This window comes from Vibrio sp. MM46 (genome assembly GCF_027587135.1).
Taxonomy (GTDB): domain Bacteria; phylum Pseudomonadota; class Gammaproteobacteria; order Enterobacterales; family Vibrionaceae; genus Vibrio; species Vibrio harveyi.
The window spans coordinates 306,349-326,112 of the sequence record NZ_JAPPTO010000002.1 but is presented as its reverse complement, the minus strand read 5'-3'; the positions used below and the strand labels follow the sequence as shown (position 1 = coordinate 326,112).

20 protein-coding genes are annotated in these 19,764 nt (G+C 44.4%); 6 read left to right on the top strand and 14 right to left on the bottom strand.

Annotated features, from left to right (window positions below):
- Positions 1-68: 68 nt before the first annotated feature.
- From OH459_RS03465 to torE, 10 genes are all read right to left on the bottom strand, one after another.
- Entirely contained in the window at positions 69-458 is a 390-nt protein-coding gene (locus tag OH459_RS03465; protein ID WP_005437260.1) for a DUF2750 domain-containing protein, read from the bottom strand.
- Between the two features lie 75 nt (positions 459-533).
- Positions 534-1,439 (bottom strand): manganese-dependent inorganic pyrophosphatase, encoded by a 906-nt coding sequence (locus tag OH459_RS03460; protein WP_005450712.1) that lies wholly within the window; start codon positions 1,437-1,439, stop codon positions 534-536.
- Positions 1,440-1,997: 558 nt separating this feature from the next.
- A complete protein-coding gene (locus OH459_RS03455; RefSeq protein ID WP_005450714.1) occupies positions 1,998-2,852 on the bottom strand; it encodes a metal ABC transporter permease in 855 nt (284 codons plus the stop codon).
- On the bottom strand, positions 2,845-3,753 hold the full coding sequence (locus tag OH459_RS03450) for a metal ABC transporter permease (protein ID WP_017819516.1): 909 nt from the start codon (positions 3,751-3,753) through the stop codon (positions 2,845-2,847). Before OH459_RS03450 ends, OH459_RS03455 begins: the two co-directional genes overlap by 8 nt.
- Positions 3,754-3,766: 13 nt before the next feature.
- On the bottom strand, positions 3,767-4,621 hold the full coding sequence (locus OH459_RS03445) for a manganese/iron ABC transporter ATP-binding protein (RefSeq protein ID WP_005450718.1): 855 nt from the start codon (positions 4,619-4,621) through the stop codon (positions 3,767-3,769).
- The gene (locus tag OH459_RS03440; protein ID WP_005450720.1) at positions 4,621-5,529 is read right to left on the bottom strand and encodes a metal ABC transporter substrate-binding protein; all 909 of its coding nucleotides are present in this window, start codon (positions 5,527-5,529) and stop codon (positions 4,621-4,623) included. The genes OH459_RS03445 and OH459_RS03440 overlap by 1 nt, the downstream gene beginning before the upstream one ends.
- Positions 5,530-5,677: 148 nt before the next feature.
- The gene (locus OH459_RS03435) at positions 5,678-7,420 is read right to left on the bottom strand and encodes a glycoside hydrolase family 36 protein (protein WP_269985645.1); all 1,743 of its coding nucleotides are present in this window, start codon (positions 7,418-7,420) and stop codon (positions 5,678-5,680) included.
- 198 nt (positions 7,421-7,618) lie between these two features.
- Entirely contained in the window at positions 7,619-10,081 is a 2,463-nt protein-coding gene (torA, locus tag OH459_RS03430) for a trimethylamine-N-oxide reductase TorA (protein ID WP_005450724.1), read from the bottom strand.
- A 25-nt stretch (positions 10,082-10,106) separates the two neighbouring features.
- Positions 10,107-11,291 (bottom strand): pentaheme c-type cytochrome TorC, encoded by a 1,185-nt coding sequence (gene torC, locus OH459_RS03425; protein ID WP_005450726.1) that lies wholly within the window; start codon positions 11,289-11,291, stop codon positions 10,107-10,109.
- A gap of 50 nt (positions 11,292-11,341) precedes the next feature.
- Positions 11,342-11,521, bottom strand: coding sequence for a trimethylamine N-oxide reductase system protein TorE (gene torE, locus OH459_RS03420; RefSeq protein ID WP_005450728.1), 180 nt, complete (start codon positions 11,519-11,521; stop codon positions 11,342-11,344).
- Between the two features lie 464 nt (positions 11,522-11,985).
- Here torE and OH459_RS03415 point away from each other — a divergent pair, with 464 nt between their 5' ends.
- Together OH459_RS03415 and OH459_RS03410 are read left to right on the top strand one after the other, a co-directional pair.
- Positions 11,986-12,786: an ABC transporter permease gene (locus OH459_RS03415; protein ID WP_029789470.1), complete on the top strand. Its 801-nt coding sequence runs from the start codon at positions 11,986-11,988 to the stop codon at positions 12,784-12,786.
- 249 nt (positions 12,787-13,035) lie between these two features.
- A complete protein-coding gene (locus OH459_RS03410) occupies positions 13,036-13,173 on the top strand; it encodes a hypothetical protein (protein WP_005450732.1) in 138 nt (45 codons plus the stop codon).
- 63 nt (positions 13,174-13,236) lie between these two features.
- Here OH459_RS03410 and focA read toward each other — a convergent pair whose 3' ends face one another.
- Positions 13,237-14,097 (bottom strand): formate transporter FocA, encoded by an 861-nt coding sequence (focA, locus tag OH459_RS03405; protein ID WP_005450735.1) that lies wholly within the window; start codon positions 14,095-14,097, stop codon positions 13,237-13,239.
- Positions 14,098-14,396: 299 nt separating this feature from the next.
- Between focA and OH459_RS03400 the strand changes: the two genes are divergently transcribed.
- The gene (locus tag OH459_RS03400) at positions 14,397-14,633 is read left to right on the top strand and encodes a TIGR02647 family protein (protein ID WP_005430269.1); all 237 of its coding nucleotides are present in this window, start codon (positions 14,397-14,399) and stop codon (positions 14,631-14,633) included.
- Between the two features lie 87 nt (positions 14,634-14,720).
- Here OH459_RS03400 and OH459_RS03395 read toward each other — a convergent pair whose 3' ends face one another.
- Positions 14,721-15,143 (bottom strand): PACE efflux transporter, encoded by a 423-nt coding sequence (locus OH459_RS03395; protein WP_005450737.1) that lies wholly within the window; start codon positions 15,141-15,143, stop codon positions 14,721-14,723.
- Positions 15,144-15,232: 89 nt separating this feature from the next.
- Between OH459_RS03395 and OH459_RS03390 the strand changes: the two genes are divergently transcribed.
- Genes OH459_RS03390 through OH459_RS03380 form a run of 3 tightly spaced genes read left to right on the top strand, consistent with a single transcriptional unit; the run spans position 15,233 to position 17,597 of the window.
- The gene (locus tag OH459_RS03390; protein ID WP_005450739.1) at positions 15,233-16,105 is read left to right on the top strand and encodes a LysR family transcriptional regulator; all 873 of its coding nucleotides are present in this window, start codon (positions 15,233-15,235) and stop codon (positions 16,103-16,105) included.
- Positions 16,106-16,134: 29 nt separating this feature from the next.
- Positions 16,135-16,962: an NAD(P)H-binding protein gene (locus OH459_RS03385; RefSeq protein WP_009698172.1), complete on the top strand. Its 828-nt coding sequence runs from the start codon at positions 16,135-16,137 to the stop codon at positions 16,960-16,962.
- The gene (locus OH459_RS03380) at positions 16,959-17,597 is read left to right on the top strand and encodes a YdcF family protein (protein ID WP_050936167.1); all 639 of its coding nucleotides are present in this window, start codon (positions 16,959-16,961) and stop codon (positions 17,595-17,597) included. The genes OH459_RS03385 and OH459_RS03380 overlap by 4 nt, the downstream gene beginning before the upstream one ends.
- Before the next feature lie 85 nt (positions 17,598-17,682).
- Here OH459_RS03380 and OH459_RS03375 read toward each other — a convergent pair whose 3' ends face one another.
- Together OH459_RS03375 and cysS are read right to left on the bottom strand one after the other, a co-directional pair.
- Positions 17,683-18,261 carry a thymidine kinase gene (locus OH459_RS03375; protein ID WP_005450744.1) on the bottom strand — a complete coding sequence of 193 codons (579 nt, stop codon included), beginning with the start codon at positions 18,259-18,261 and terminating at the stop codon, positions 17,683-17,685.
- Between the two features lie 84 nt (positions 18,262-18,345).
- Positions 18,346-19,728, bottom strand: coding sequence for a cysteine--tRNA ligase (cysS, locus tag OH459_RS03370; protein ID WP_005437232.1), 1,383 nt, complete (start codon positions 19,726-19,728; stop codon positions 18,346-18,348).
- Positions 19,729-19,764 lie beyond the last annotated feature (36 nt).

Sequence of the window (19,764 nt, the reverse complement as noted above, 5' to 3'; positions counted from 1 at the left end):
AAATAACAAAGCCTGCATCAACGCAGGCTTTTTAGTATTACTGGATATCAAGACGCGACTCGACCCAATTAGCGACGGCTTTCTTGTTTGCGCAGTTCAAAATCAAATTCGTCAGGAAAAAGAACAACACCTTCCTCATTCTGGTTTGGGAAAACCACGACAGAGAGCTCATCGTCTTCTAGGCCGGACGTCCAGCGACTGTGCCACTTGTTCAATGAAATAGCTTCCGGCTCACATTCTTCCCAGTCACCCGTTGCCCATTGCTGTGCAAACTCTTCGTTTGGCCAAACTGGTACACAATCGTCATCTTCTGTGTTTAGCATGACACAACCGTGTTCGTCTTTCAGAATCCACACTTTGCGGTTCGCTACGATTTCTTTTACGCAGTATTTCAAACGCTGCTCTTCATTGTAGCGGTTAATGGTGTCCATCTGCTCTTGGGTTAATGCTTCAGACATAGTCGTCTCCTATTTCCCATAGAAAAATGCCCACCGAAGGGCGGGCATCTAAAGTATAAACTGGTAACAATGAAATTACGCAAGCTCAGTTTGAAGCCAAGGCCAACCTTGCTTCTTACGGCTTAGCGTGTTTTCCATCATTAGCATGCCATCTTTCTCATGCTTAACAAGCTTCTCAGCCCACTCACCTTTGTATAGAAGACGAGTTTGAGCAGTAGTGATGTCTGTTAGCATCACTGCCGCGAATGCTAGGTTGTCGTTTGCACAACGCGCTTCTAGATCAGCTTCTAGCGCATCGATCATGCCATCCACTTGCTCAAGAGTTGCAAGCTCGACCTGACCTACGACTACGTCACGACCGTTGAATGGGTAACCTTTCAGGTCTTTTTCAACAAGCTCAGCAGCAGATAGACCTTCGATGTTTGTCTTAGCAATTAGAAGATCTTTAGTGAATGCGTCAACATCTTGCACATCTGCGATTGCCGCTAGTTCAGCAACAGCGTCTTTGTCTTTTTGAGTACAAGTTGGAGAAGCAAAACCAACAGTGTCAGATAGAATAGCTGACATCATTAGCTTAGCGATTTGAGGTGTGATCTCGTGACCTTCAATCTTGAACATGTTGAATAGTACTGTGTTAGTACAACCAACAGGCCAGATCCATGCTTCCATTGGGTTTACTGTCATCACATCACCTAGACGGTGGTGGTCAACGATACCCGCGATTTCAGCTTCAGCGATGTCGTCTGGTGCTTGCGCTAGATCTGAGTAATCTACTAGCCAAACTGTTTCACCCGCAACTGAAGTACGTAGCTCAGGAACTTCTGCGCCAGCTACTTCTAAGATGTGCTGAGTTTCACGGTTAATTTCGCCCTGACGAATTGGCATTGCTTCAACACCACGCGCCTTTAGAAGTTCAGTTGCAACTAGTGCACTACAAATACTGTCACTGTCTGGGTTCTTATGACCTACAACTAGAATCATGTCTCTTCCTATTCAAGTCAATTTGATGGCTTCCTAACGGGGTGAATTACGTAACGAATTGCACCAAGGAAGCGAGTTTGCTCACAAAGGCGGTTACTTTACCTGAAATTTTGCTTTTGTCCTAATTTCAAAACGTAAAAAAGACTCAATAAATTCACCCGACAAGCACAACACACAGGATTCATTCAATAGAGGTCGTTTATACCCAAGTGACTTCAGGATGCAGGATTCAGAGCGTTGTCATTGATTCGAGAGCAAGGAAAACAACGCAGTGTAATAGCCAGCTCTTTCCAAGTTGTTTGACGCAGCCATTTGTTTGACTAAAAAAGCGAGTCAAAGACACGCTCCCAAAGGGCGCTCCTTGCAAATATAAGGGCCTTGGCTTGTATACTTTGTTGCCGATTCTTGATTTAGACCCACAAAACCTTTAAATCGCCGCCGCGTCTACAAACCAAGTCAGTCTCGCTGAACCTAGCATCTCGAAGTTACTTGGGTATAGTAGTGACAACGAAAAAAGCCCAAGCAATTCAATACTTGGGCTTTGATGAAAAGTCTGGTTTAAAACTGTTCTATCGTGTCGCCAGATTTAAACTCCACTTTCCTATTTTTATAACTGGTGTAGCAGAAGACAATAATAAACTTCAGCGTCATGATGAGAATGATGGTAGGCGCTGGTGCACTGTCAATGAAAAAGCTCAAGTACACACCAAGAAAAGCACTCAGCAGTGACATACATAAGGCAAGCAACACCATGCTGTGGAAACGGCGCGTTAGTAAGAATGCAGTTGCCCCGGGAGCAATCAGCATCGCGATAACTAAGATCATCCCAACAGCCTTAAGTGCAGCGACAATGGCTAACGATAGTAACGAAAGCAAACCATAATGGAGAAACTTAACAGGCAGACCAATTGCTTGCGCGTGTTGGTAATCAAATACGAAAACTAACAAATCTTTTCCTTTGAACACCGCAAACAGCACAACAAGTAAAGCGACGATTGCGGCTTCAATGATGTCCGCCCAACTCACACCTAGTGCATCACCAAACAAGATATGATCTAGGTGGACGCCTACTTCGATTTTGGTCATCAATACGAGACCAAGCGCGAACATGGCAGAAAAGACTACGCCCATAATGGTGTCTTCTTTGATACGGCTATTTTCTTTTAAGTAGCCTGTTGAAAGCGCACAAAATATACCCGCAGCAAACGCGCCAACGGTGTAAGGGATAGCAAGGATATAGGCAATCACCACACCAGGAAGAATCGAGTGCGCGATGGCGTCCCCCATCAACGACCAACCTTTCAACACAAGGAAGCAAGACAATAAAGCCGTTGGAATTGAAACAAGCAAAACAATCAAGAATGCTTGCTGCATGAATGTGAAGGTAAAAGGCATAAGGAGTGTATCAAGCATTTTTGTGCTCCTTATTCATCATAGGCATTGAAGACGCTGATTCACGATTCTTTTTTGCGATTTGTTGCTTGCTTTTACGTCTAATCGCAATTTGACCATGCTTAGGTGCGAAAACAAATGCCATCAAGAAACAAGCTGTTTGCAGTAAAACGATGATCCCGCCAGTCGCGCCATCAATGTAGTAACTGACGTATGCACCAACGAATGAACTTAGAGACCCAATTGCAACAGCGTAAACAATCACGCGTGAAAATCGGTCAGTCATTAAATACGCTGTAGCCCCTGGAATAACAACCATCGCAATAACCAAAAAAGCACCAACGGTCTGTAACGCTGCGACAGTACATGCACTTAGAAGCGTAAAAAACAACACTTTCAATCGGGTCGGGTTCAGTCCGACACTCTTGGCATGGTTCTCATCGAAAAAAACCACCATTAGGTCTTTCCATTTGACGAGCATAACGGCAAGCGAGATACCACCAATAATAACTAACTGGAATGTATCGGTCGGCGTGATGGCGAGCACATTACCTAATACAATAGTTTGAATATTCACCGCGGCAGGGAAAAGAGAAACTAAAAATAACCCCAGACCAAAAAAAGACGTAAATATCAAACCAATGATGGCATCTTCTTTTAATTTGCTTCTTTGGCTCAAGAACAACATTCCAGCGGCAGCAAGACCACCAGACAAAAACGCGCCAAAGGCAAAAGGTAAGCCGAGCATATATGCACCAGCAACCCCAGGAACGATCGAGTGAGAAAGTGCATCACCAATGAGTGACCAGCCTTTCAACATTAGGTAAGTCGACAGAAAGCCGCAGACACCGCCAATCAATGCACTCACCCACATGGCATTCACCATGTAGCCATAGTGAAAAGGTTCGAGTAAATAATCCATAAAAATGAACTCCTTACTTGTCTGGACGCGAAACCGGAACAGCTTGCTGCTCACCATACATAACAACTGGACGTTCGTGGTCAGACAATACTGTCAACTTACGCTCATCATCATCTTCATGAAGATCTTTACCGCCAAGGATGAAGTGTCGAAGGACGCCACCAAATGCAAGTTCGAGGTTTTCAGGAGTGAAGATTTCGCTAGTCATCCCGGAAGCAAGCACTGTTCGATTGATCAATACGGTGCGGTCACAAAAATCTGGCACACTACCTAAATTGTGCGTGGATACCAGCATGACTTTGCCCTCATCACGTAAGTCACGCAGCAACGCCATGATTTGTTCTTCCGTTTGAACGTCGACACCAGTAAAAGGTTCATCCAGCAAAATAACGTCACTCTCTTGCGCCAATGCTCGCGCAAGAAAAACACGTTTCTTTTGTCCGCCAGAAAGTTCACCTATTTGGCGTTTTCTAAACGCGGTCATGTTCACGCGATCAAGTGCAGCCGTCACCATGTCATGATCGGTTTGCTTTGGAATGCGGAGTAATCCCATATGACCATAGCGCCCCATCATGACAACATCTTCAACCAGAACAGGAAAGTTCCAATCGATTTCTTCGCTTTGCGGTACGTACGCGACAACATTCTGTTTTAGAGCTTTTTTTGCCGGCATACCAAGGATCTCAACCGATCCTTGGCTAACCGGTACAAACCCCATAATGGATTTGAATAACGTCGACTTACCGCTGCCATTCACACCAACAAGAGCCGTAATTGATCCTTTTGGAAGAGAAAAACTTGCATCATATAGCGCGGTATGACCGTTGCGATAAGTGACACTAATGTCTGATACTTTAATTCCTGCCATTACTGTTCTAGACCCTCTGCGATTGTGTTTGAAGTCACTTTCAGTAAGTCTAAGAAGGTTGGCACTGGACCGTTTTTACTGCTCAATGAATCCACGTACAAGACACCTGCATATTTAGCCCCTGTTTCACGCGCAACCTGCTGTGCTGGCTTTGCCGATACCGTGCTTTCACTGAATACCGCAGAGATCTGATTTGCACGAACTTCATCAATAACGCGTTTAACTTGTTGTGGCGTACCTTGCGAGTCTGCATTGATTGGCCATAGGTAGAGTTCTTTAAGACCGAAGTCTCGAGCCAAATAGCTGAATGCCCCTTCACTTGTTACCAACCAACGTTTGTCTTCTGGGATTTGAGCCACTTTTTCACGAATAGGCTGAACCATATCCATGATCTGCTTTTTGTATGCTTCAGCATTCTTTTGGTAAGTCTTTGCATTAACACTGTCGTATTTCACTAGTGCATCACGAATATTATCGACGTATATCAGAGCATCACTTGGAGACATCCAAGCATGGGGATTAGGTTTGCCACTGTAAGGACCTTGAGCGATGCTCATCGGCTGCACACCCTCGGTCACAATCACACTTGGCACATCATGAAGATTTTTGAAGAACTTTTTGAACCACAGTTCTAGGTTCAAACCATTGTACAGAATAAGATCCGCGCCTTGAGCGCGTCGAATATCACCAGGGGTCGCTTGATAGTTGTGAATCTCAGCGTCAGGCTTAGTAATCGACTCAACAACAGCCGCATCACCAGCTACGTTTTGAGCCATATCCGCAATAATGGTGAAAGTTGTCACTACTTTAAATTTCTCGGCTGCCATTGCTGCCGTGCTTAATCCAAGTGACATCATAGACAAAAGTACAACCGCAGGTTTGGCAAAAGAACCAATTTTTAATCTCATCCCTGTTTTCTCCAGAAGGCAAATAGTTACTTTGAAAAGATAGAAGGATTCTACCTTTCATTAGCATTACTGTAAATGATAATAGTTATCATTTACAGTAATTTTAGCCTTTATTTCTGAAAAGGACGAGATTGGCTCACTTTTCCAATTACATTGCTGTCACGACAGCCTTAGCATTTAACCCTTTATCTAAGCTGACTAGCAATAACTGACATGGCTCTTGATTGAGCTTCTCCCCGGTCCAGTAATCATACCAATCTGTTGGTTGGTCTGCGGTAAGCGTAAATTCTGTCGCATCATCGTTCGCGTAGTTGAACAAACAGTGCAGATCATTCTTAGATGTTAGTGGCAGAAAAGCATGGTTCAAACCTAATGCGGTAAACTTAGCCGATTCTTGATTACGGCGTTGACGCAGCATCAGTTTCGCTAGCGTCTTACTCGCAAATGGGGTGATTTCTGGTAGAGGGTCACCGGAAAGCAGTAGACCGCCACACGCTAGCAGCACGTTACGATGGAATTGATAATCTTCACGCGAGGCTGCTTGGTTAGGTAATGAAGTGAACGTTGCGCAATCTGGGTCGATTTGCCATAACTTGCGATGCTGCCAACTGCGGAAGAAGGTCTCTTTAGCAATTTGCTCAAAGCGATGGCTATGGCGCTCTACATCGTCAGACACACGCATGGCATCGACTAAGCCCAGAGAAGGCCACATTGGTGCGTTACAACCCAATAGCCATGCATCTCCTGCCCCTTTAGCGATCGCTTCCATACCCATACGGTAGGCTTCTACACCGGTTACGCCCGATTGACTGCGCTTACCTTTTAAAGTGCCCCAATAGTTTGCGTCTAATTTGAATAGCTCAACACCCCACTCTTCGCGCATGACAGATACGACGTGAGTTAAGTGATCTTGGACTTCAGGGTTTGAAGTATCGAGAATGTACCAAGGTGTACAACGCCAACCACCATAGGTGACATCTTCAGCTTTCAGAAGCTCTCCGTCTTCGTGACGCACAAACCAATCGGGATGCTTTTTGAAGATTTCTGATTCTGGCTGGGCAATGAATGGTGCCATCCAAATGGCTGGTTTTTTACCTTTTGCACGAATGTTATGAATCAGCTCTTTTACACCACCAGAGAACTTATCTGAAGGCGTTAGCCAATCTCCCATAAATGCTTGGTAGCCATCATCTAGCAGTACCCATTCGAGCTCAGCTAGGTTGTCTTGCATACATTCCACGTTTTCCAAAACGTTGCCTTCGGTCACGTCCGCGTAGTAGGCATACCAAGAGCACCAACCAACCGGAGCGTCTTGCATTACTCCGTTACGTGCTGGGTGATGTTCTGCAATCATCTCACTGTATTCTTGATACAGCTCAGATAACGAACTCCCACGTAACACAACAACCGATTCAAGATGGTTATGTTCCCAGTCTGCAACTTGCGTCCTTTCACCATCGATTGCTGCTGAAAGTACCCAATGTTCACCATGTTGCTTCACCTCAAAGTAACCAGCAAAGCGACGGCAAGTAGTGAAACCAAATAAGGTGTAACCTGCAGAGTCTTCTACAGCTAAATAGTTGTAGTAACGCTTTGGTGCGCTCTCAGGGTAAATACGGTAGGAATTGTTGTTATCGGGGCAACGACCAATGTCGATAGGTTGAGAAATGGTACCGCTGGTCTGTGCCAACATTTGGAAGCCATCACCGATAACGGTTGCGCCTTGCTCATAGAGAAAAGGCATTTGAAACAAGACTTCACGGTCAGTAAAGGTTTTATTGTGTATCCCGGCAAAAGAAAAGTGAATTTGGTTGCCGACGATTTCGAATTGAAGATCGTTATCACTTACTGAGATCTCAGTGTGATTGGCCAATTGAATGGTCTGAGCCATAGAAAATCTACTCACTTGATTATTATTGTTTAGTTTGGCTCATTATCCTCCGCTTCTGCTGCTCAATTCGTTATCGACGTCACGAATCTGTTGCTCTTGAGCAAGCCCAAACTCGGTATTGAGAGAATGCTCACTGAAATTTGGTCAAAAAAATACCAGCCCGAAGGCTGGTATTTTATTTAAAGCTTAGTGCTCTGATTAAGCAACTTCGATTGGACCACCGAATGAAGTAACTGGTGGAACTTTACCAGTGAACTTCTCGAAGTTTACGATACATGTATTCGCAGAAGTCGCCTGTGCTAGCTCAGAAGAACCGATATCTTGAGTTAGAGTGTTAGGGTCACCGTAAGTACAGATTGCACCTACTTTCTCGTTTAGAGGACCATACCACGCACCTTCTTCGATACGGATAACACCACGTGGGTAGCTGTCAGTAAGTACAGCACCAGCAAGAAGCTGACCACGATCGTTAAATACGCGTACCAAGTCACCGTCTTTGATGCCTTTCGCTTTTGCATCAGCCGGGTTGATGTATACAGGCTCACGACCTTGAACAGCGTAAGTTGCACGGAAGTCTTCAGATTCACACATCTGAGAGTGCAGACGCTTGTCTGGGTGGCAAGACTGTAGCCAGTACGGGTGTTTGTCAGAGCCAGGACCACCGTGTGAACGTTCTGATTTCTCGAACCACATAGGGTGTTCTTGACAGTGTTCGTAACCGTAACGACCGATCTTACGAGAAGTGATCTCGATGAAACCAGAAGGTGTACCCAGTGGGTTGATTTCTGGATCTTGACGGAAGTCAGCGTGACGAACCCAAGGCTTACCTTGACCGAAGTCTAGTACGCTCTTCTCCCAGAACTCATCAAATTCTGGCATTTCGAACTTACCGTCGTTCGCTTTCTTACAATCGTTGTACAGGCTGCGGATCCATTCCATCTCGCTCATGCCACGAGTGTACTCGTCGCGACGACCAAAGCGTTGAGTCAGTTCACTCATGATTTGGAAGTCTGGCTTAGATTGGAACAATGGGTCCACTAGACGATGCATAGCAATCAAACCTTTGTTCGAGTAAGAACCGTACACGTCGATGTCGTTACGTTCCCACTGAGTACATGCTGGAAGCACGATATCAGAGAAACGACACGTTGCAGTCCAAGCGAACTCAACCGTTACTACTGTTTGTAGCTTCTGGAACGCTTGCTTCATGCGGTTACGATCTTGGTGGTGGTGCCATGGGTTACAACCCGAGATCACCATCATCTTGAAGTCTGGAAGTTTAACTTTACCACCGTTGTAGTTGATCTCTTTGCCTGGTTCTAGCAGACAGTCGATCCAACGAGCAACAGGGATAGTACGGCTGTAACCGTTAAAGTCGTTGTTGTCCCACTTCGGCTTCATACCAGTATCTAGGTTACGAGGGAAACCACCAGGACCCGCGAAACCAGTTGAAGGTACACCGATACTTGAGTAGTGGTGACCGTAAGAGATACCACCGCCAGGCAGACCAATTTGACCAACCATTGCTGCAACTACTGCTGCTGCCCAGTATGGTTGCTCACCGTGCTCTTGACGTTGGATACACCAACCCATAAGGATTTGTGTACGACCGTTCACTAGCATGCGTGCGAATTCACGAATCTTGTCCGCTTTCACGCCACAGATAGGAGCAGCCCACTCAGGTGTCTTAACAACTTTATCTTTCGTTTCACCTTGAACGTACTTGATGAAATCTTCGAAACCTAGACAGTAAGTTTCAATAAACTTCTTGTCGTATAGGTCTTCGTTGTACAGTACGTGCGCAACAGCAAGCATGAATGCTACGTCTGTTAGCGGGTTAATGTATAGGTGATCGTTCTCTAGGTAACGTTGAGTCTTGTTCTTAACTGGGTCTACAGAAAGAACATTGATCTCGCCTTTCGCTACTTTTTCCTTCAACTGCGCTAGGTAGTTGAAAGATTCGTGCGTTTCACAGTTCCAACCTACTTGCAGGTTTTTCACTGGGTCATTTGCCCAAAGAATGATGTTGTCTGAGTTCTCTAGAATTTCAGACCAAGACGTACCTTGTGCATAAACTTCTGTTGAACCAAGTACGTAAGGCATGATGGTTTGACCTGCACCAGTCGAGTAGTCACCTACTTTAGTGATGAAGTTACCGTGCATACCTACAGCACGTTGCATGTGTGCCGTACAGTTGTTGAACGCACCAGTTTGGTTCCAACCAGTTTGACCTGCGTGTAGAGCCCATGGACCGTATTCTTTCTGAACACGTTCTAGCTCACGGTAGAACAGATCTAGAGCTTCGTCCCAAGTTACACGGATGAAACGGTTGTTACCGCGCGTCTCAGCGCTGTATTTGTGCTTCTTCAGCCAATCTAGACGAACCATTGGGTAACGAACACGTGATGGGCTGTAGATGATGCCCTTGATGCCGTTCAACATTTCTGTTGGGTTCTGGTCTAGTTCTAGCGGTTTGATCTCTTGAACTTTACCCGCGTAGATGTGGGCGCGGAACGCGCCCCAGTGTGAACCTGTTACTTTCCAAGTACCAGTAGTCTCAGCTGCGTTTGCAGATGCTGAAGCCAATAAGCTTGGACCGATAACTGACGCTGCACTTGTGGTTGCTACACCTTTAAGAAAACTTCTTCGTGTAATAGCCATTTAATTTACTCCAATCCGACGCTTATTAGTGGTGACCTTCAGCATAATCTGAAGAGTGCTTCTGTAGGTACTTCAAGATCAGTGCTTCACTGTCTGTATCTAGGTTAACGAACGCTAGCATACCGTCGAACATACCTGGCCATGTGTTCGCATCGAAGTGCGCTTCAGCAGGTTGTGTGTGACATACAGAACAGTTAGTTTTGTAAGCTTCTTTTGATTTTTCCCATACAGGGTTGATGTCGTTCAGCATAGATTCTTTCTTGATCCATACTTTCGCAGCTACTTTCTCCCAAGGAAGACCTGTTAGCTCATCAACTTTCTTCTCACCAGCAGTCACAACGTTAGCGTCTGTTGATGCTTCTTTTAGTAGTGATGCTACTGCGATGTTCTTACCGAAGTCTTCTTGAATTACACGACCGAAGCCTTTCGCTTTACGCCAGCCATCGATTTCAACTTCAACGTAATCGCCTTTCTCTTCAAGAACTTTAACAGTCGATGCTGGGTTTAGAAGACCTGCTTCTTTAGCACCTTTATCGTCGAAGTAGATTGGTAGGTGACGAACACTTACAAGTTGTTGACCTACACCGTAGTCAGTGTTTGAAGTCATACCTTCAAGGTCACCAACGATACCACCAATGCTATCCATACCTGCTGGTAGGTTGTGTGCGATACCTTTGTGACAGTCAACACAGCTTTGGTCTTTCTCAGCTGCTTGTTTCATTTGGATACGAGCCGTTGGAGACATTTGCTCGAAGTCCATAGAATCGTAGTTGTGACAGTTTTTACACTCTAGAGATTTGTTTGCAGAGAAACGATCCCATTCGTGTTTAGCAAGTTCGATACGGCGCTCTTCGAAAACACCCGGTTCGTCGTAGTTGCCAAATACTTGTGCAAATACTTCTTTAGATGCTTGCATTTTACGAGCGATCTTATCTGTCCAGTTGTGTGGAACGTGACAGTCAGGACATGTAGCACGAACACCAGAGTGGTTTTTCCAGTGAACCGTGTCTTGCAGTTCAACGTATACGTTGTCACGCATAGTGTGACAGCTAATACAGAATTCTTCTGTGTTGGTTGCTTCTAGTGCGGTGTTAAAACCACCCCAGAAAATAACACCAGCGATGAAACCGCCCATAGTCAGCACGCCAAGGCTGATATGAACTGCCGGGCGCGTCATCGTACGCCACAGTTTAATGATTAATGATTTCATTATTTGCTCTCTTAAAATCTTTTCAAAAGTGTGGTTGTGAGCTCACTGGCTTACATGCCGTGTGCGCCTGGAGGACCAAAGAAGAACACTTGTAGTGCCCAAACGATAAATCCGTAGCCACCTACGAAAGCCACACTCAGAATTGGGAAGAGAACAACTGCAATGAAGAGGAAAGACTTCCACTCCAGGGAGCGTTTTTCACCACTCTCAATTTTGTTAACATCACTCATACATTTGCCTATTTTGTATCTAGTGTTATTGAAAAGCCTGCGTTACCAAGCTTAAGTTTTTTACAATCTCTATTGGAAAATGTTAGACCATACTAATAGTAAGGTTCAATCAAATCTGACGCTCCAGCCCTTGTTATCCAACACTTTTTTGAGCTCATCCAGAGATGTGTTTGATTGATATTCTTTGTGAAAGAATATTAATAGATGTGAAAAAATAAGTCTTTTGCAAACATGTTAAGAATACAACATGAGATTAACTTTGTTTACATTTTTATGGATTTTTTCGTGCTACTAAATCGCTATTTTTTCGACTAAAGACAATGCTTTGTGATCTTTATGTTAAGAAAACTTCACGAAGTCCTAGCGATCATTTTGTCGATGAGATTGCGAAAAAACAGAGCTTAGCAATTCATAAACCTATGCCACTTCGTTAGAATCAAAGCATTGATTTTGGGAGAAGGTTTATGAATCAAGTTGTCGATATAAATTGGTTTGAGCTTGCACTTTTTAGTTTGATTCTTATTGTTCCACTCACCATCAATGCTCGCTATAAATTAGGAATTGCGAAAGATACAGCAATGAGTGTTGTGCGAATGACAGTGCAACTCATTTTGGTTGGTGTGTATCTGGAATACCTTTTTAAGCTAAATAGCTTACTCGTAAATTTACTGTGGTTATCCATTATGGTTGTCGTCGGAGCAAGCTCAATTGTGGGCAAAGCTAATCTTCCGAAGAAACCACTCATGCTCCCACTGATTACTGGCTTGTCTTGCAGTCTAGTCCCTCTTCTTGCCGCTATCACTTTAGGTCTCGTAAAGCCAGAACCATTCTACAATGCCCAATACATGATTCCGTTAGCAGGCATGCTGTTAGGCAATAGCTTAAGCAGCAATATTGTCGCGTTGCAGAACTTATTCACCGCTTTCGAACAACGCAAGTCAGAGTACGAGGCAGCCATCTCATTGGGAGCCGCTCCTAGGTATGCCTCCTTCCCTTTTCTTCAAGAAGCCCTTCGCAAATCCCTTGCGCCAATTCTTGCTTCTATGGCGACAACAGGCTTGGTGACGCTCCCTGGTATGATGACAGGTCAGATCTTAGGTGGTGCTAGCCCGATGGTCGCCATCAAGTATCAATTGGTTATTATGCTGGCGATTTTTGTCATGCTCAGTGTGTCTGTAGCGATCACTTTAGAGATGACACTAAGTTGTGTACAAACCAAAGAAGGACGTATTAAAGTGAAGTTTATCAACAAGGAAAAAACATAAAACCGGTCACTTCGTCATCACATAAGCGTCTCATTTTATGAATTTTTCTCGATCAAAAAAGATACTCACGATCTTTGAGACAGGTTATCCACAGAAAATGTGGATAAACCCCAAAAACCCATAAGCAACCAGAAACATAAGCGCAACTTTGAGACCACTGTACACTGCGAAATTTAATGGTCACTGATTGGTCATTGAACCGTCATCTTACTCTTCTAAAGTGCAATTAAACGACATAGGGAGAGCACCATGGATAGGTTAGCCGTACGAGAAAACTTCGATGAGTTGCAGTCAGATTCGCCCGTTGATTGGCTGACTCAGGAACCGGTAGAAATGACGTCTCATTGGATTCCAAACGAATATGGCATCAACGAAGAATTGGTTTAAACATCGGTTGAGCGAAGTTTAGATAAAAGAAAGGCAAGCCATTTAGCTTGCCTTTTTTAAAAGTTATTTCAGATGCTTGTCTTCATCACGTAGATAAATCATCCAATACCACATGCCAACGAAGACACCACCACCGATGATATTACCGATTGTCACAGGGATTAGGTTGTTCACTAAGAATCCCATCATGTTTAGATCCGCGTAATCTGCAATGTTTGCACCTGTCATTTGCCAAAACGATTCAGGTGCGAAGTATTTAATACCGATCGCCATTGGTACTTGGAACATGTTAGCGATACAGTGCTCAAAGCCAGCAGAAACGAACATAGCTACCGGCAAGATCATTACGGCGATTTTATCAGTCAATGTGCGACCACTGAACGTCATCCAAACTGCGATACATACCAAAACGTTACACATGATGCCCAGCGCGACAGCTTGGAAAAAGCCATGATGCAGTTTGTGCTGCGAAATGGCCATCGCATTCAAGCCCACTTGACCACCGTCGAACATGTACTGTTTGGTGATCAGCATACACACAACAAGCAAAACCGCACCAACCATGTTACCGAAGTACACAACCAGCCAGTTTTTCATTAAGGCTTTCCATGAAATCTTGCCGCTTGCACGTGCCACCAGCGTAAGAACTGAGCTAGTAAAAAGCTCGCCGCCGGTTACTACCACTAAGATCAGACCAAGACTGAATGCCAAACCACCAATAAGACGTGTAATGCCCCATGGAAGATCACCAGCACCTGTGGTTACGGTTGTATAAAAAATAAAAGCGATACCAATGTGAAGACCTGCTGAAATTGCCAACAGGAAAGATTTCATTGGAGCTTTAGTTGCTTTGCCAACACCTACTTCGGCGGCACGTTCAGCAGCCTGAGGTGGTAATAATGAGTCAAACTGATTGAAGTTCATGGAAGTGTAACATTTAGAAACAATTAACGAGGCGCGGATAATCGCTCCATTTCCAGACTTTTTCAAGGGCTATTTTTCATGTTTACCAAATTTGTTGTTGTTGAGAGAGTAATCGATAAAATTCAACTATGAGTTATTGTCCTAACCATTATTAATATTTGGGTCAAATGTTTACCGTAGAATAAAATTTCCGCGTTATATCAGAGCTATAGCGCTACACTTAACATTTCTAAGGGTTTTCTATTGCTCAACCTTAGTTTTCAGACTAGCTTGGATAAAAAAGTACGAAGGAATTACCTATGAAATATTCAGCTGACCATATCGCCGAACTGAACCTACTTCTTCAATTCGATTTAAGCAGCGCAGCAACAGGCATCAAAGTCCACAAAGAAGCTTCTGAAGAAATGCAGGCAGCCGTTGCTCGTCTGTACGAAAAACAACTATGTACACAACCTGATGGCGGTTATCTAACTGACGAAGGTATCGAAGTTGCAGAACACGCAGATAAAATTCTTCGAGTCCTTTCTGCTGAATAACGATATTTAAATAAACCAGTATCGGAATTAAAAAAGCCACCGCAACGGTGGCTTTTTTGATAATTAAATTTATCTAGACTCACTATATTAAGCAATGAGCTTTCTCATTTTTCCAAATGGTTGAATTTTATCATACGCCCAGTTAAAGCCCGTTGCATAAAATAAGAAGAAAATTAAGAAGCCCGCTTCTAACGCTAATGCCTGTAGCAGAGTGATTTCCAAAAACCACGCGATCACCGGAATAGACAAGAAGATTAATCCACCTTCAAACCCCAAAGTGTGACCAATGCGCATCGCTAGACTGCGCTCTTCACGGTTTGGACCAAACCACTTGTCAAAGTACAAGTTATAAATGTAGTTCCAAACTACGGTGTAAAGACTCAGACCAATACCCACCACTGCTAAGTCACTGGATCCCTTCCCTGTTATTAAAGAAGCAGCAGGAATAATGATCGCCAATGCAATCATTTCAAATAGTACAGCGTGAAAGATACGTTCGTTACGAGTCATGATGTTTTACCTAAATAGTTCTACTCAATGACTGGCATTTTATCTATCATTAAGATAAGTAAAAGTTAGGTACCATCGGTTAAAACGATATGTTTACTATTGAACAACTACAAGCTTTCGCCACTACATCAGAAGCTGGTTCTTTCTCCGCAGCAGCCCGTAAGCTTGGACGAGCACAATCGGTGATCAGTCAGCACATCATGAACATGGAACTTGATTGCGGCGTGGACCTTTTTGATCGAACTGGTCGTTATCCAAAACTGACGGAGAAAGGTCATGAGTTAATGCCTTACGCACTTGCAACGCTTAGCCAACTTGACCGACTGAATAATAAAGCGTCTCAACTTTTTTCCAGCCCTGCAACCAAGCTTGTCCTTGCTGTTGACGAAGGGATTCCGCTCACCCGCCTCCCGATTGCATTGAAAAATTTAGAAAAAAAGTTCCCAAGTCTACAGGTAGAATGCTTGACCGCATCCAGCCCTGACATTATTGAACTAATTAAATCAGAACGTGCGACAACGGGCATCATCTTAAGTGACTTACAAATGCCTAAGAATGTTGATTTATCTAACCTAGGGCATATTGGTTTTGATGTGTTTGTCTCATCACAACACCCTTTAGCAATACAGCCAATCCGAAACATCGACGAGCTAAAGCAACATCGTCAACTGGTAATCCGTTCAAAGAATGAAGACGTGAGCGGTCTTAATCAGGCGTTTAGCCCAGATATCTGGTACGCTGATGATTACTACATATTATTAGAACTGGCGAACAAGGGATTTGGCTGGTGCTTTCTTCCTGAACATTTGGTGTCTTACGCACCAAATACCTTAGTGAAACTTGGCGAAGAATTCACAAAACTGGCATGGCAAGTCAACATTGATTTGATACAACATCAGAAATGGCATTCCGATCCCCTGCATCAACAAGCCAGATTAGAGTTACAAACCCTGTTTGAGTAGTCATCAGGGCATACCGTAGGAACATACAGATGGCAAATATATTGATCGTGGGCGCAGGCTGGCTAGGAGCGCCACTTGCACAAACTTTAGCTGACCAAGGACACCATGTTACGGTTACCCGTCGTAGCCAATCTAGGCTAGATGAACTTCCAATCACTTCCGTACGAACGGCTCAACTTGACCTTAGCGAACCAATAGCTCAACAAAAAATTGTCGAACTGATCAAACAAGAACAAATAGAACGCATTGTCGGATCGTTTCCTCCAGGTTTTCGCAAAGGAAACGGACAAGAATACGCACAGCAATGGCAACGTTTAGTTGAAGCCGCAAAAGTAAGTGGTGTGGAAAAGCTTTTGATGGTCAGTTCAACGACGGTCTATCCAAATTTGCCCGTCGATATGAGAGAGGAAGACGCCACATTCGCTTTAGCGCAAGACAATCCGCATTTCTCTGATAATGCACGTATTATGCTGCAAGCCGAGCAATACGTGATGGACTCCGGTATTGACTACGCTATCGTTCGCTGTAGTGGTTTGATTGGTGCCGACCGACACCCGTCTCGCTTTGCGTTGCGATTAAAACAGGTCAGTCGCAAAGCGCCAGCGAATATGGTGCATCAAAACGATGCTGTTGCGGCAACGGCTTTCGCGCTCAATCAAATTGAAAATGAGGTAGTTAATGCGACCACGCCAAATACCGTCAGCAAAGCTGAGTTTTATCAAGCTGCCATTACGCAAAGTGATTTAGACATTGCCCTTCCGCCAGTCACCGAAACCGCCGATAAGCGAATCCTTGCAGACAAACTTATCTCGCTTGGTTACCAGTTCCAATTCACCTCAACGCTGGACGCACTATGAAACTCTATCAACACATTGAAACCTTGTGGGAGTACATGCAACTCAAGCATAAGCTAAAGCCTGCTGACTGCCTATTTGTAATGTGCAGTAATGACTTACGCGTAGCCGAACACGCCGCTAAGCTTTACCATCAAAAATTTGCGCCACTCATTGTATTTTCTGGTGGCGAAGGGCGTTTTACGGATGGTTTATTTGAGAGAAGTGAAGCTGAGATTTTTGCAGATATCGCCAAGCTTGCAGGCGTACCGAACGAAGCAATATTGCTCGAAACAAAGTCGAGTAACAGTGGCGAGAACGTTCGCTTCACTGAGCTGTTATTGAAAGAAAAAGGGATTAGCTGTGACTCTCTGATTTTGGTTCAAAAGCCATTTATGGAAAGACGCGCCATTGCAACCTTTGAAAAACAGTGGCAATCGCCTTATTCACAGCTTCAAGTCACGTCCACAGCGCACCCTTTCTTTGAATATATCAACGAAGAAATGCCATTAATGATGGTGCTTGAAGCGCTCATGGAGGATTTTTCTCGTGTGAAAACCTACCCAGAGAAAGGCTTTCAAACAAAACAAGAGATTCCTGCCCACGTTGAGTCTTCTTATCAAGCACTTCGAGAAAAGTTTGAGTTTGGTCTCGCGTAATCCTTCACTTACGGACCAACAGCTAGACAGTAAAAAGCCACCGAATTCGGTGGCTTTTTCTTATCTAACTCTTATCTAGACTGGCTTACTTACCAAGTGCTTCTTTATAATGCTGGCGACAAACGGATACGTAACGATCGTTACCACCGATTGCGACTTGATCACCTTCTTTGATTGCAACACCGTGCTCATCAGTACGGATAACCATGTTTGCCTTGCGACCACAGTGACAAATCGTTTTGAGTTCCACCAACTTGTCTGCCCAAGATAGCAGGTACTTGCTGCCTTCAAAAAGTTCGCCTAGAAAATCGGTACGAAGACCATAGCAGAGTACAGGAATATGCAGCTTATCAACCACTTCTGTTAGTTGGTAAACCTGTTCTTTCGACAAAAACTGACACTCATCAATTAGGATACAGTGACGTTTTTCAACTTCATGCAGTGCCGCGATCTCTTGGTAAAGGTTGGTATCTGGACGGAACAAATGCGCGTCTGATTGCAAACCAATACGAGAGCTCACTTTACCTACGCCGTAGCGATCATCTAACGCTGCTGTGAAAATCACAGGCGTCATGCCACGTTCTTGGTAGTTAAATGAAGATTGAAGAAGAGTTGTCGATTTACCCGCGTTCATTGCCGAGTAATAGAAATACATCTGAGCCACAGAGCACTACCTTCGTTAAAGTTTAGAATTTATAAAAGCTTGTAAAGAAAAGGGCTGAATCATCAGCCCTTTTAAAAGATTCAATTACTTACGTCGCCACGTTGTGCCTTCTGGACCATCTTCCAGAACAATGCCCATTTCCGTCAGCTTGTCACGAGCCATATCTGCGTTAGCCCAATCTTTTGCTGCACGAGAATCGTTACGTAGCTTAATTAGTGCTTCGATTTCAGCCACTTCATCGTCGTCACCTGCATCACCTTTTAAGAATGCTTCTGGATCTTGGTGAAGAATACCGATCACATCAGCCAGTTCACGCATTAGCGCACCTAGCTCGCTCGCTTTCTCTAGGTTTTCTGTCTTCAGACGGTTTACTTCACGCGCCATGTCAAACAGTACTGAGTAAGCTTCTGGTGTGTTGAAGTCATCGTTCATCGCTGCTGTAAAGCGAGTTACGTATTCTTCACCACCCGCTGGCGCAGCATTTAGATCCAGACCACGTAGAGATGTGTATAGACGCTCAAGAGACGCGCGTGCTTGGTTTAGGTTATCTTCGCTGTAGTTTAGCTGGCTACGGTAGTGACCAGACATTAGGAAGTAACGAACGGTCTCAGCATCGTAGTGACCTAGAACATCGCGGATAGTGAAGAAGTTACCTAGAGACTTTGACATCTTCTCACGGTCTACCATTACCATGCCGCTGTGCATCCATGTGTTCACGTACTGAGTGTCGTGTGCACAGCATGATTGCGCGATTTCGTTCTCGTGGTGTGGGAACTGAAGATCAGAACCGCCGCCGTGAATGTCGAAGTGGTTGCCTAGGATTGACGAGTTCATAGCAGAACACTCAATGTGCCAACCTGGACGACCTGGCCCCCATGGTGATTCCCATGTTGGCTCTCCCGGTTTAGACATCTTCCAAAGTACGAAGTCTAGCGGGCTACGTTTTGCTGTTTCGATATCGACACGAGCACCAGCTTGAAGCTGGTCAAGATCTTGCTTAGACAGTTTTCCGTATTCGTTGAACTTGCCCACTTCGAACATTACGTCGCCGTTGTCTGCAACGTAAGCAAAACCACGCTCGATTAGCTTTTCAACCAATTCGATGATTTCAGCAATGAACTGAGTCGCACGAGGCTCAACGTCAGGACGTTTCATGTTTAGTGCATCAAAGTCAGCGTGCATTTCACCGATCAAACGTTCAGTAAGTGAATCACAAGACTCGCCGTTTTCTGCCGCGCGTTTGATGATTTTGTCGTCGATATCAGTGATGTTGCGTACAAACGTTAGATCGTAACCAAGGTAACGTAGGTAACGAGAAACAACATCAAAAGAAACGAAAGTACGACCGTGACCAATATGACAGAGATCGTAGATGGTAACTCCACAGACATACATGCCAACTTTGCCGGCTGTAATTGGTTTGAATTCCTCTTTCTGTCTTGTGAGTGTGTTATATATCTTTAACATGATCTCTATCTATGATTGTGAATGAATAACAAGAAC

What these genes read in the sequence shown, in the direction of transcription:
- OH459_RS03450 (WP_017819516.1), bottom strand. Translation starts at nt 3,753, where the DNA reads ATGGATTATTTACTCGAACCTTTTCACTATGGCTACATGGTGAATGCC.
- OH459_RS03455 (WP_005450714.1), bottom strand. Translation starts at nt 2,852, where the DNA reads ATGCTTGATACACTCCTTATGCCTTTTACCTTCACATTCATGCAGCAA.
- torE (WP_005450728.1), bottom strand. Translation starts at nt 11,521, where the DNA reads ATGAGTGATGTTAACAAAATTGAGAGTGGTGAAAAACGCTCCCTGGAG.
- OH459_RS03400 (WP_005430269.1), top strand. Translation starts at nt 14,397, where the DNA reads ATGAAATATTCAGCTGACCATATCGCCGAACTGAACCTACTTCTTCAA.
- OH459_RS03435 (WP_269985645.1), bottom strand. Translation starts at nt 7,420, where the DNA reads ATGGCTCAGACCATTCAATTGGCCAATCACACTGAGATCTCAGTAAGT.
- OH459_RS03460 (WP_005450712.1), bottom strand. Translation starts at nt 1,439, where the DNA reads ATGATTCTAGTTGTAGGTCATAAGAACCCAGACAGTGACAGTATTTGT.
- focA (WP_005450735.1), bottom strand. Translation starts at nt 14,097, where the DNA reads ATGAACTTCAATCAGTTTGACTCATTATTACCACCTCAGGCTGCTGAA.
- OH459_RS03390 (WP_005450739.1), top strand. Translation starts at nt 15,233, where the DNA reads ATGTTTACTATTGAACAACTACAAGCTTTCGCCACTACATCAGAAGCT.
- OH459_RS03410 (WP_005450732.1), top strand. Translation starts at nt 13,036, where the DNA reads ATGGATAGGTTAGCCGTACGAGAAAACTTCGATGAGTTGCAGTCAGAT.
- OH459_RS03385 (WP_009698172.1), top strand. Translation starts at nt 16,135, where the DNA reads ATGGCAAATATATTGATCGTGGGCGCAGGCTGGCTAGGAGCGCCACTT.
- cysS (WP_005437232.1), bottom strand. Translation starts at nt 19,728, where the DNA reads ATGTTAAAGATATATAACACACTCACAAGACAGAAAGAGGAATTCAAA.
- OH459_RS03445 (WP_005450718.1), bottom strand. Translation starts at nt 4,621, where the DNA reads ATGGCAGGAATTAAAGTATCAGACATTAGTGTCACTTATCGCAACGGT.
- OH459_RS03380 (WP_050936167.1), top strand. Translation starts at nt 16,959, where the DNA reads ATGAAACTCTATCAACACATTGAAACCTTGTGGGAGTACATGCAACTC.
- torA (WP_005450724.1), bottom strand. Translation starts at nt 10,081, where the DNA reads ATGGCTATTACACGAAGAAGTTTTCTTAAAGGTGTAGCAACCACAAGT.
- OH459_RS03465 (WP_005437260.1), bottom strand. Translation starts at nt 458, where the DNA reads ATGTCTGAAGCATTAACCCAAGAGCAGATGGACACCATTAACCGCTAC.
- OH459_RS03415 (WP_029789470.1), top strand. Translation starts at nt 11,986, where the DNA reads ATGAATCAAGTTGTCGATATAAATTGGTTTGAGCTTGCACTTTTTAGT.
- OH459_RS03395 (WP_005450737.1), bottom strand. Translation starts at nt 15,143, where the DNA reads ATGACTCGTAACGAACGTATCTTTCACGCTGTACTATTTGAAATGATT.
- torC (WP_005450726.1), bottom strand. Translation starts at nt 11,291, where the DNA reads ATGAAATCATTAATCATTAAACTGTGGCGTACGATGACGCGCCCGGCA.
- OH459_RS03440 (WP_005450720.1), bottom strand. Translation starts at nt 5,529, where the DNA reads ATGAGATTAAAAATTGGTTCTTTTGCCAAACCTGCGGTTGTACTTTTG.